The organism is Clostridium algidicarnis DSM 15099, assembly GCF_002934235.1.
Lineage (GTDB): Bacteria > Bacillota > Clostridia > Clostridiales > Clostridiaceae > Clostridium_L > Clostridium_L algidicarnis.
The window spans coordinates 19,447-32,502 of record NZ_PTIS01000016.1 but is presented as its reverse complement, the minus strand read 5'-3'; the positions used below and the strand labels follow the sequence as shown (position 1 = coordinate 32,502).

Here is a 13,056-nt window from a genome sequence, read left to right as displayed (position 1 = left end):
ATTATTATCTATTATAAGATCTTCATAGGAAGATCAATCTACAAAGACTTTAATTAGTTCTTTTTAGGTTCGGGCTTCTTATCATTAAATATATAATCCTGCATTTGTTTTATGGTAGCCTCGCTATCAAAAGGTAGGTACCAAACACCTTTTATCATCTCGCCACCATCTTTATAATAGCCATCTACAGGGAACCTTTCTTGTTCTATAGTCATCTTTCCATCCATTATAACGTCAGTACCAAGTTTGATTATATCGGTTTTAGACAAACTAGTTTCAACTAAAGGTAGTAATTTTGAGACAATAGAAGGGTATTGGGATGCACCTGAAGACTTTATTGTTTCAAACATAGAATTTAAAACAACTCTTTGTCTATCAGTTCTCTCAAAGTCACCATTGCCAACATGACGAATTCTACTATAGGATAAAGCTTGTATACCATTTAACTTTTGAAGACCAGGGTGTGAAATAGAAGTAGGTGAACCTACAGAAGTAGTGTTTATTTCATTAATTTCTTCCTTTTTAACATCTACATTTACTCCACCTATAGCATCTATAAGCTTTTCCATGTTAGAAAAGTTTATAGAAACGTAATCTTTAATATCAAGTTTATAATTTTTGTTTATAGTTTTAATTGCAAGCTCTGGACCACCAAAAGCATGGGCATGATTAAGCTTATCTTTTCCGTGACCATCGATATTTACGTAACTATCTCGCATTATAGAGCTCATTTTTAACTTATCATTTTTTTTGTCAATGGTTATTACCATAGTAGCATCAGAACGACCAGGCTCATCATCTGAAAGTTTATCAAGTCCAAATAAGGCAATATTAACAATATCTGTGTTGCTAAAAGAGCTACTTACATTAGCCTCTATACCTAAGTCGTCAGAGTCTTTAGAAATTACATTAGTCTTTACCTTATCTAATAAGTTAAAAACATAAAATCCACCTAGCCCTACTAAAAATAGCAATATAAATACCAAACTATAAATTACAACATTTCTCTTTTTTTTACCAGATTTATTTTTCTTTGAGTGATTTTTGTTAGCCCTTTTCTTTATTTCGGATCTAGAGATTGGAGCAGTTTGTCCATTTTCATTGTTACTCTTACCAGACATAATTAAATACCTCTTTTCATTTTAATTGCTCATAAACAGAAGTTTTGATTTACAGTCTTTTTAAATTCCTTTGTTAAAGATAAATGTATATACTTTTACATTATACTACATATTATCTGAAAAATAAAAATAAAAGATATTAATTTTATACAAGTAAGAGAGAAAAATAAGTTTAAAGCATCGTTAATAATGCCCTGAATTTGATTTTATAATAGATCCAACTAAGATATATCATTTGCCTTGTAAAACACTTCTACAAATAGACAATGTTTGATATGTAAGTTATAATATTTAAAGTTACAATTACTTTAAATATTTAGGAGGATTCTTAATTATGAAGGGAATAATATTAGCTGGGGGATCAGGAACTAGACTATATCCTGTAACAAAATCAGTATCAAAACAAATAATACCTATATATGATAAACCTATGGTGTATTATCCATTATCAGTGCTTATGTTAGCAGGTATAAAAGAAATTTTGATTATATCAACACCTAGAGATATAGGCTGCTTTAGAGAGCTTTTAGAAGACGGAAGTGAGCTTGGGTTAAACATACAGTATGCTGTCCAAGATGAGCCAAGAGGGTTAGCTGAGGCATTTATAATTGGCGAAAAGTTTATAGGAAATGATAAGGTAGCTTTAGTTTTAGGAGATAACATTTTCTATGGATATGGCTTTACAGAAAGATTAGAACGAGCTTCTAAAAGAGAAAGCGGAGCCACAATATTTGGATATCATGTAAGTAATCCAAGAGACTTTGGGGTGGTAGACTTTGATTCAGACAATAAAGTAGTATCTATAGAAGAAAAGCCTGAAAACCCTAAATCAAACTATGCTGTACCAGGACTTTATTTTTATGATAACGATGTTATAGATATAGCTAAAAACATAAAGCCATCTTCAAGGGGCGAGCTTGAAATAACTGCAGTAAATAATGAATATTTAAAACGTGGAAACTTAAAAGTAGAGTTATTCGGAAGAGGAATGGCTTGGCTTGATACAGGAACGCATAGAGGACTATTAGATGCTGCAAATTTTGTAGAAGCTATTCAAACAAGACAAGGGCTTTATGTAGCTTGCATAGAGGAAATAGCTTATAGAAAAGGATTTATTACACGGGCACAATTATTAGAATTATCTAAGCCACTACAAAAGACAGAGTATGGCAAGTATCTTATTAATATTGCTGAAGAAGGATTAGAAGTATAAAATACATTTATGTATAGATTTTTATGATAATTGATAATAAAATTATGCAAGGGGGATTATTAATGAAAACTTATTTAGTTACGGGTGGAGCAGGATTCATAGGATCAAATTTTGTTATATATATGTTAAATAAGTATAAAGACATAAAAATAGTAAATTTAGACAAATTAACTTATGCAGGAAACTTAGAAAATCTTAAAAGTTTAGAACATAATGAAAACCATATATTTGTCCAAGGAGATATATGTGATAAAGAAGTTGTTGAAGGATTATTCGAAAGATATGAAATAGATTATGTAATAAACTTCGCCGCAGAATCACATGTAGATAGAAGTATAAAGATGCCAGAAATATTTGCTAAGACAAACTTTATGGGAACTGTTAATCTATTAAACACTACAAAAAACGCATGGCTTACAGAAGATGGATGGAAAGAAGGCGTAAGATATCTTCAAGTTTCAACAGATGAAGTTTATGGTTCACTTGGGGAAGATGGATTCTTCGTAGAAACAACCCCATTAGATCCACATAGCCCATATTCATCTAGTAAAACTGGCGCAGATTTAATGGTTAAGGCTTATTTCGATACATATAAGATGCCAATAAATATAACTAGATGCTCTAATAATTATGGACCATATCAATTTCCAGAAAAGCTTATACCGCTTTTAATAAATAATTGTTCACATAAAAAGGACATGCCAGTATATGGTGATGGACTTAATGTAAGAGATTGGCTTTATGTTGAAGATCATTGTAAAGCTATAGATATGGTTATAAGAAACGGTGAAATAGGAGAAGTATACAATGTTGGAGGTCATAATGAAAGAACTAACATCCAAATTGTAAAGACTGTTATAGAATACATAAATGAGAATGTAGACAAAGAGGTTACAGAAAAGTTAATTAAGTATGTGGAAGATAGAAAAGGTCATGACCTAAGATATGGTATAGATCCAACTAAGATTAAAGAAGAACTTGGATGGTATCCTGAAACTACTTTTGAAGTAGGAATAAAAAAGACTATAAAGTGGTATTTAGATAATGAGGATTGGATGAAGAACGTAACATCTGGAGAGTATCAAAAGTATTATGATAAAATGTATGAAGGGAAGTAAGAAAAATTTATGGGAAAATTTAATTTTATTAAAACACGCATTGATGATGTGTGGGTTATAGAGCCTACGTTATTTGGAGATGATAGGGGTTACTTTATGGAAACCTATAACTATGAAGAATTTAAAAATGCAGGCTTAAATATGGTATTTGTTCAAGACAACCAATCTAAGTCCAAAAAGGGAGTTTTAAGAGGTCTACATTTTCAAACTAAGTATCAACAAGGAAAATTAGTCAGGGTAATAAAAGGAGAAGTTTTTGATGTAGCGGTAGATTTAAGAAAGTCATCAAAAACTTATGGAAAATGGCACGGGGTTACACTTACAGAAGAAAACAAGAAACAGTTTTATGTGCCAGAAGGATTTGCACATGGCTTTTTAGTGTTATCAGAAGAGGCTGAGTTTGTTTATAAGTGTACTGACTTTTATCATCCAGAATTCGAGGGTGGACTTGCTTTTGATGACAAAGATATAAATATAAAGTGGCCCATAGAGGACATAAAAGAAGTTATTTTATCACAAAAGGATAAAAATGCTAGAACATTAAAAGAAAATAAAATACAACTTTAAAAAAATTAAGAGATGCTATGAAAATTTAGAGAAAGTTAACTTATTATAGACAATAAAAAAGGAAAAGCTTATAATTTTATTAAAAGGGGGGGGATAATATCAAGCATAAAAGATTTAAAACAAAACTCGTATCAATAACTATGGTCATATTTTTCATGCAAGGTATGATTGTAAAGCCTGTAGAGATTAAAAGTACACCTATAATAGGCGCACCATCTGCTACCTTATCTCAAATGCAGACTTGGGCAAAAGCAGCTAAGGCTACTCCGACATTTGTTGATTTAGCTAAAGTTTATTGGGATTTAGCAAGTAGTCATGGTGGCGTTGATCCTGTTATAGCCTATGCCCAGGCGGCAAAAGAGACAGCATATGGACGTTTTGGCGGTGTTCTTGATGATAGCTACCACAATCCATGTGGATTGAAAACAGCAAAAGGTGTAGATGACAAGCCGGAGGATCATCAAGTATTTGACACTTGGGAAAAAGGTGTACAAGCACATCTAGATCATCTTGCTTTATATGCTGGTGCTGAGGGTTATCCAAGAAAAGATACTACAGATCCAAGACATTTTCCATATTTAATAGGGAAAGTAGAAAATTCAGTAGAAAAACTAAGTGGAAACTGGGCTCCAAGTAAATCCTATGGTGATGAGATTGTAAAAATGGCAGAAAAAATAAAAATCACTGATTCAGAAAGAGTATTATTACCTAAACTATCAATTAATTCACCTAAAGATGCATCTAAGTATTTAAATGAAAAAAGTATTTTAATTACTGGATGGTCAATAAATGAAAATGAAATAAAAAGTATAAATGTGTATATAGATAATAAGTTTATAGAAAAAGCAGAATATGGTATAGAAACTCCAGAATTAAAAAAACTTTATCCAGAGTATAGTAATGTTGAAAAAAGTGGATATAAAGCTGATGTTGATATAAGTAACCTAGATTATGGGAATCATTCTATTAAGGTAGAAAGCATCGATAGTAACGGAAATAAAATATCAGAAGTAAAGAATTTTCAAAAGGTAGATTTGAAACTGCGTCTTTGGGTAGATTATCCGAGTGAGAAAGAAGTTATGTCTAAAAATAAACTTAGTTTATCAGGATGGGCAGTATCAGGGAAAAATATAAAGAACATAAATGTTTATTTAGATAATAAACATATGGGAAACGCTGAATATGGGACATATAGACCAGATGTAAATAAGGTTTTTCCTGGATATCCAAGTGAAGATAAATCAGGATACAAATTTGATTTAGATACTAAACTTATAGAACCAGGTAACTATACTATAAAAGTAGAGGCTATAGATACTTTTGGGAATAGTATCTACGAAGAAAAAGTTATTTCAATTAAAAAATTAGAACATATAGTAACATTAGAAACTAATCTAGATGATAACGTTTATGGATTTGACCCATTAGAAATAAAAGGTATAGCTTTAGATTCATCAGATATTAAAGAAGTTGAAGTGTTTTTAAATAATTCCTTACTGGGAAATGCTAAGCTTGGATTAGAAAGTAGGGAAGCTCTAAAGGATTATCCCGAATATACAAATGCAGGAAATTCAGGCTATGAATATTCGATAGATAACTTAAAGCTTAACACTGGAAAAAATGTAATAAAGGTAGTTTCAAAGGCTAATGATGGAACAAAGAAAGAAATAAGTAAAGAAATTAACATAGCAAAAGCAAACCATATGATGGATATAAATAGTCCAGAAGGTATATTTGGAAATTCAAAGATATTAGTAAACGGATGGGCTTTAAATAAAAGTGGTATTAAAAATGTAGAAGTTTATTTAGATGGAAAGCTCTTAGGTAATGCTAATATGAATTTACCTAGACCAGATGTTACTAAGGTATTTAAGGGGTATGCAGGTTCAGATAATTCAGGGTATGCACTGGAGATAAATGAGAATATACCTCCAGGAACACATATAATTTTAGTTAAGTCTATTGCGAATAATGGTGAAAGTTTAACCATGATAAGAAAGATTGAAGTAGTTAGACTTAGTAACAAGATGTATATAGATGATCCATCAGAGGGTGAAGAGATCTTTGAGCAAATGATTGTTAGAGGATGGGCTCTAAATCCTTCAGGGGTTAAACAAGTTAAAGTTTTTATAGATGATATTTACGCTGGAGATGCAGAATATGGGTTAAGTAGGCCAGATGTTAATGAAGTATTTCCTTTATACTCAAAAGGTGCTTCAAGTGGATACCAAATAAAGTTATTTACAAATAACGTTAAGCGTGGAGAGCATAAAGTAACAGTTGAGGCTGTAGGGCAAGATGGTAGCTCTACAAAGGTTAGTAAAAAAATAAGTATGAAAAAACTTGAACCGCTAAGCTACATTGATTCTCCAGAAATAAGAGTTATGAAAAAAGAAAAATTAAATATATATGGATGGTCACTAAATGATTCTGGTATCCAAAAGGTGAAGGTCTTTATAGATGGTAAGTATATTGGAAATGCTAAGTATGGGTTGAATAGACCTGATGTTAAAGCAGTTTTTCCTAAATATAAGTATACAGAGGAGTCAGGATATACACTAGATTATGATGTGTCTAACCTTAGCATAGGAAACCACGAAGTTAAAATTGAGTGTATAGGAAATGATGGAAGTACAGATATTAAAACCAAATCTTTTGAAATCTTTTCAGATGAATTGAGAGGCTGGTTGGATAATCCTTTAGGAGATATAAAGGGTAGAACAATTGATGTAAATGGTTGGGCTCTTTCGCAAAATGATATAAAATCTGTTGAGGTATATATAGATAAAGTTAAGGTGGGTAATTCTAAATATGGGAGTAAAAGATCAGATGCAGATAATTTATTTCCAGGATATCCTGTGGGAGAAAATTGTGGATTTAGTTATAAGTTCAATACTGACAATCTAAAGGCTGGTAATCATGAAGTAAAGGTTGTAGTTACTGATAATAAAAATAACAAGATTGAAAAAGTTAATTCTTTTAATTTAATTAAATTAGATGCAAAGATGTATTTAGAGGCACCCTTTCAAAATAATGATAACCTCTATGGTGAAACTAATATAATGTTTAGAGGTTGGGCTATAAGTGATTCAGGAATTAAAGAATTAAAAATTGAGTTAGATGGTGTACCTCAAAGTAACGTATCCATAGGCAAAATAAGACCAGATGTTCAAAATGCCTTTAAAGAATATGAAAATACTTTGTTTTCTGGATATGAGTACGAGTTAAGGGACATAGATAAATTGTCACAGGGCTATCATAAAATCGAAGTAAAAGCATTATCCAATGATGGAACTGTAGACTCGAGAACAATTAATTTTACAATAAAGCAAAATAGAGTAATAGTAGTAGATCCAGGTCATAATCATGGTGGCGACTATGGAGCGGTTTCCAATATAGGTGGGATAAGATATTCAGAAACTGATCTTAATATGCAAGTATCAATGAAACTTAAAGAAAGCTTAGAAAACGAAGGATATACAGTTTATTTGACTAGGGGACCTTTAGACTTCCTTTATGATAACTTAAATACAAGCATAGCAAATAGATATACCATAGCAAACAATTTAAATGCAGAAGCGTTTATAAGTATTCATCACGATAGCAGTTCAGATTCTAATGCTAAAGGAGTATCAACTTTTTATAGTTCCTTTAAGCCAGGCCTTGATAATGTGGATATAGTAAAGGGTGTAGATCCAAATGGATATGGTTGGTATGACTTCCAAATGGATTTAACCCCTACACAAGAAGCAATAAAAGGAAGAGAACTTGCTAGAAATATTGTGAATGGCGTTTCAAGCAACATGGGATACTACAATAGAAGAGAACATGATAGAGGACTTGGAGTTACAAGAGAAACAAATATGCCAGCAGTTCTTGTTGAATGTGGGTTTATATCAAACCTAGAAGATGCAAGAAGGGCATCAAATCCTAATAATCAAAAAGAACTTGCAAATAATATTGCAAGAGAAGTAAAAAGAACATTAAAATAAATAACCAATAAAAGGGAGCACCTCAGAGGTGATCCCTTTTATTGGGATTACCTCTGAAAATGTGACAATGAATCCCAATACGATATATATATTATGTATTAATTGAGATGGTTGATAAAGATGAAACTATAATATATAATAAGTAAGACTTAAATTTATAAAATAAAGAAAAGAGAAGTAAAAATTTATGAGTAAATCAATAGCTAAAAATGCTTTATACAAAGTGTTACTTAATATATTTAATATAATAATGCCAATTATTATAGCAACCTATACCTATAGAGTAATGACAAAAGAGCTAATAGGTAGATATACTGCGGCCTACACTATATTTAACTATTTCTTTATATTTGCAGGTTTTGGTATATACAATTATGCCATTAGAGAGCTTAGTAAGGTAAGAGATAACAAGAAAAAGATGTCTCAACTTTTCACAAGCTTTTTTGTAATAGGATTAATTTCAAATATAGTAACTATTATAGCTTACATAGTATTTAATTATACTTTATATAGGGGTACACCAGTATTTCCAGTGCATCTTATACTAGCACTTAACATGATTTCTAATATATTTTATATTGAGTGGGCAAATGAGGCTTTAGAGAATTATGGTTTTATAACCTTGAAGACCATAATAGTAAGGCTTGTTTATGCAGCACTTTTATTTCTTACAGTAAAGTCTTCAGAAGACTTCTTAATTTATGTGTTTTTAACTACTTTTTCAACATTTTTAAACAATATAATAAGTTATATTTATATAAAAAAGGGTATCGGATTCGACTTTAGTAATATAAAGATAAAAAGACATATTAAATTTTTACTTCTAGTTATAGTAATGTCTAATGGAAATGTTTTATACACTCAGTTAGATAAGGTAATGTTAGCTCACTATGTAGGTGAAGTTTCTGTTGCATATTATGGGGTGGCTCACAATGTTATGAGTATAATAAATGCTTTGGTGCTTTCCGTAGTATTTGTTACAATACCAAGACTTTCAAATATTATAGCAAGCAAAGATCATGAAAAGTACATAAACCTTTTAAACAAAATAACCCAGACACTATTTGCATTTTTGTTTCCTGTGGCCTTAGGAATGTTTGTCCTTGCAGAGGAGATATTTGTATTATTTGGTGGAGGTGAATATGCAGGAGGGGGACCAGTACTTAAGATTTTTTGCGTGTACATGGTATCTCTAGGCATGGAAGCTATATTAACAAATCAAGTTATGTACGTAAATAGAAGAGAAAAACAATTAGTACCTATGATATTTATGGCAGGATTTATAAACCTTATATTAAACTATTTACTCTTAAAGTTTAATGTGTTTAATGAAGTCACAGCAATAGCAACCACTACTGTAAGTAGCTATATATTAGTCATGACCCAGTATATTTACACAAGGAAAGTTTTAAATATAAAGTTTAATTTATTTAAGTTTAAAAACTTTAGATATTTTTTATACGCCTTAACATTTTTACCAATATCCTTTATATATAAATCTTTAATATCGAATATGTACATTTATATTGTAGCCATAATATTCACTTCAGGGATTGTTTATACATTCTGCCTATTTATTACAAAGGATGAGATTTGGAATACAGCAATTAATAGATTCTTACCTAAAATTAAAGGAAAGTTTAAAAGATAGACTAAAACTTAATATTATAACTAAAGATATAAGGGGGAAGTACACTATATGAAAATTTTAATAACAGGAGCAAAAGGTCAACTAGGAAGCCAAATTATTAATGTGCTTAATAAAGGCACATCGGATATTGGGAAGATAGATAGTATATATGATAAAGCTGAAATCTTTGCTTTTGATGTAGAAGACCTTGATATAACTAATTTAAATCAGTGTAAAACTGTTATAAAAGGGATAAAACCAAATTTAATAATTAACTGTGCAGCTTATACTAATGTAGATAGCTGCGAAAAACAGAAGGATTTAGCCTTTAAGATAAATTCAATTGGAGCGAGAAATCTTGCTATTGTATCAGAAATAATAGACTCTAAACTAGTACATATATCTACAGACTATGTATTTGAAGGAAATGGTACTAGCCCCTACAGAGAATACGATATAACAAACCCTGTTAGTGTATATGGTAAGTCTAAATTATTAGGTGAAAGTTATGTAAGAGAATTTTCTTCTAAATACTTTATACTAAGGACTTCTTGGTTATATGGATTTAATGGTAATAACTTTGTTAAAACCATAATAAAGGCAGCTAAAGAAAAAGGTCAACTAAAAGTAGTTAATGATCAAAGAGGGAATCCTACCTATGCAGAGGATTTGGTCCATCATATACTAGCCATAGCAGTGACAGAAGAATACGGAATATACCATTGCACCGGAAGTGGAGAGTGTAGTTGGTACGACTTTGCAAAAGCCATTGTAAAATATTCAAATATAAATTGTACAGTAGACCCTATAACCTCAGAAAACTTAGACCGAGCAGCCAAAAGACCAGCCTACTCCGCTCTTGATAATATGATGTTAAGAAACACCATAGGAGACAATATGCGAGATTGGAAAGAGGCTTTACAAAAGTTTATAAAAGAAATATAAACAGGAACAGTACTAGTTTCAGGAATAAGCAAATCAAAAGAATAATTTGGGTAACTTTAAGAGGGTAAGCATATATTATGTATGTTTACCTTTTTTGTTTTTTTTACTAGAGTTAAGAGGCGAACACACTGTCGAAATATAAGAGAAAAAGTCTATGGAAATATATTGCAAATAAACTTTAATACTTATATACTATATTTACAGAAAGAACTTAAGTTCAAAAACATCTTAGTAACCAAATCTTTTAATTCCACAAAAACCAAAGTAAAAAATCTAAAATATGAGGAGGAAAAGTAAATGGAAAAGGAAATGGAAGAAATAATTAAAAGAGCTAAAGACGGAGATGAAGAGGCTAAAACATCTTTATTAGAGAAGTATACACCCCTAGTGTATAGCTTATCTAGAAACATCTATATTAAAGGTTACGATGCTGAGGACCTAGTTCAAGAAGGATTTAACTCCATACTTAAAGCTATCACAAAGTATGATCCAGAAAAAGGCGTAGAATTCGGATATTATTTAAAACAATCTATTAAGTTTAATTATTATTACATTATAAGGCAAAAGTCAAGGGCCAATTTTGAGACAAGCCTAAATAAAAAATCAAAAGAAGGCGTGGAGTATATAAATACCATAGAAGATGAGTTTAACTTAGAAGATAATATAATAGGAAAAGAAGAGATGGAGAACCTTTTTCAGGCTTTAGAGATATTAAAGAAAGAAGAAAGAGAACTTATAGACATGGTATTTTCAAAAGGTTACGGCGGAATAAAAAGTTATGCAAAGCTTAAAGGACTTAATTATTCACTAGTTTCTAAAAGAAAAGATAGGATAATAGAAAAACTAAGACAAGAAATGCTAAAATGCATAGACTAATAAACTAACCTAAATCACAATATATAAAAAAGGCAGCATTTATATTTAAAATATATAGTGGAAAGAAATTATGTAAACTAATTAAATTATATAAATAGGCAAGAAAAATTAAAAACCTTGTGGAACCTCATAGGCCACAAGGTTTTTAATTTTAAACAGTAGTAAGCTTGTCTAATAAAAGCCATTAATTAAGAAACCATCCACTTCTATAATAGGTTATATTTGAAATATACTTAAATAGAATATATAATAAAGAAAGGTTATAAAAGAAAGGGGTGGAATGAACTGAAAAAAGTTTTAGGATATCATGTGGACGCTAGAATATTATTTTTTGGACTTATAAAAAAATTTAAGGAAGATGAGATAGTAGCCCTATCATCTCAACTTGCATATAGTCTTGTTTTATCATTCTTTCCTTTCCTTATATTTTTACTTACTATGATTGGATTTTTGTCTTTAGACAGTGTTCAAGTATTAAAGGCTCTAGAAGCATTTTTACCTTTAAGCGTTTATGATTTAGTTTCAAGCATAGTGCTAGACATTGTAGAATCACAAAATGGTAGCCTACTATCTTTAAGTTTGATCTTAAGTATTTGGAGTGCCTCAGCAGGATTTAGTGCTGTAATAAAAGGTCTAAACAAAGCCTACGACGAAAATGAAACAAGAGGGTTCATTAAAGTGAAATTAATATCCATATTATTTACCATAACCATTGTAGCAATAATTATAATTAATCTTATTCTTTTAGTATTTGGTGGTGTAATAAGAGGCTTTTTATTAAAATATGATTACTTTAGTCCAAGTTTTATAACTTGGGTCTGGGGAGTGCTTAAGTATATAATAATAATATTTACAACTAACTTTCTATTTGCTGTTCTTTATAGATATACTCCAGCTAGAAGGCTTACATGGAAAGAGGTAATTCCAGGAGCTATATTTACAACTATAAGCTGGATTGGAGTATCATTAGGATTTTCCTACTATGTTAATAATTTCAATAATTTTTCTAGATTTTATGGAAGTATAGGGGCAGTTATAGTTCTAATGACCTGGGTATTTTTAAGTTCTATCATAATCCTCATTGGAGGAGAAATAAATGCCTTAATTGCATTAATGGAAGAGAAAAGTAAAATCAATTAAGAGTTAATAACTAGCACTTAAAATGGATCGGAATTATTTCCGATCTTTTTTTATGTGATAAAATGTAAATGTAACAAAATTGTTCACCGAAAGTTAACATTATATAAGCATATAATAAAAACATAGATTCGCCAAACAAAGGTAGCTTTTATGAAGGAAATTATGTAATTCTTATAAAATAGGAAATTTGAAAAATCAAAATGTTAATAGATTATTAAAGAAAATTCAAATAAAAAAACAAAATAAAGGAGAAATTATACTATTCATTAGGTTAAGGTGACTATGGTGTTAAGAAAAATGTAGAAAACAAAATTAAATTATAATAAAAGAAAAACGAAGTGAAAAAGCATCTAAAAAAATCAATCATAAATGAATTATAACAGATGAATATAATTCACATTTTATAATAATATGATATGTTTACTAATTCGACATAACTTTTGAAAAATGCTAT

Annotated in this window: 9 protein-coding genes; 8 read left to right on the top strand and 1 reads right to left on the bottom strand. The window is 30.2% G+C overall.

Features of this window, described 5'->3' with window-relative positions:
- Positions 1-53: 53 nt before the first annotated feature.
- On the bottom strand, positions 54-1,121 hold the full coding sequence (locus tag BD821_RS10570; RefSeq protein ID WP_104410447.1) for an LCP family protein: 1,068 nt from the start codon (positions 1,119-1,121) through the stop codon (positions 54-56).
- A 334-nt stretch (positions 1,122-1,455) separates the two neighbouring features.
- Here BD821_RS10570 and rfbA point away from each other — a divergent pair, with 334 nt between their 5' ends.
- From rfbA to BD821_RS10530, 8 genes are all read left to right on the top strand, one after another.
- On the top strand, positions 1,456-2,334 hold the full coding sequence (rfbA, locus tag BD821_RS10565) for a glucose-1-phosphate thymidylyltransferase RfbA (protein ID WP_104410446.1): 879 nt from the start codon (positions 1,456-1,458) through the stop codon (positions 2,332-2,334).
- Positions 2,335-2,396: 62 nt separating this feature from the next.
- Positions 2,397-3,452 (top strand): dTDP-glucose 4,6-dehydratase, encoded by a 1,056-nt coding sequence (rfbB, locus tag BD821_RS10560; protein WP_104410445.1) that lies wholly within the window; start codon positions 2,397-2,399, stop codon positions 3,450-3,452.
- Between the two features lie 9 nt (positions 3,453-3,461).
- Positions 3,462-4,019, top strand: coding sequence for a dTDP-4-dehydrorhamnose 3,5-epimerase (rfbC, locus tag BD821_RS10555; protein WP_104410444.1), 558 nt, complete (start codon positions 3,462-3,464; stop codon positions 4,017-4,019).
- Positions 4,020-4,174: 155 nt separating this feature from the next.
- Positions 4,175-8,011 carry an Ig-like domain-containing protein gene (locus BD821_RS10550; RefSeq protein ID WP_242971491.1) on the top strand — a complete coding sequence of 1,279 codons (3,837 nt, stop codon included), beginning with the start codon at positions 4,175-4,177 and terminating at the stop codon, positions 8,009-8,011.
- 187 nt (positions 8,012-8,198) lie between these two features.
- Positions 8,199-9,662 (top strand): oligosaccharide flippase family protein, encoded by a 1,464-nt coding sequence (locus BD821_RS10545; RefSeq protein ID WP_104410442.1) that lies wholly within the window; start codon positions 8,199-8,201, stop codon positions 9,660-9,662.
- 48 nt (positions 9,663-9,710) lie between these two features.
- A complete protein-coding gene (rfbD, locus tag BD821_RS10540; protein ID WP_104410441.1) occupies positions 9,711-10,586 on the top strand; it encodes a dTDP-4-dehydrorhamnose reductase in 876 nt (291 codons plus the stop codon).
- A gap of 297 nt (positions 10,587-10,883) precedes the next feature.
- The gene (locus BD821_RS10535) at positions 10,884-11,462 is read left to right on the top strand and encodes a sigma-70 family RNA polymerase sigma factor (RefSeq protein ID WP_051652438.1); all 579 of its coding nucleotides are present in this window, start codon (positions 10,884-10,886) and stop codon (positions 11,460-11,462) included.
- 309 nt (positions 11,463-11,771) lie between these two features.
- A complete protein-coding gene (locus BD821_RS10530; RefSeq protein ID WP_104410440.1) occupies positions 11,772-12,602 on the top strand; it encodes a YihY/virulence factor BrkB family protein in 831 nt (276 codons plus the stop codon).
- Positions 12,603-13,056: the final 454 nt, after the last annotated feature.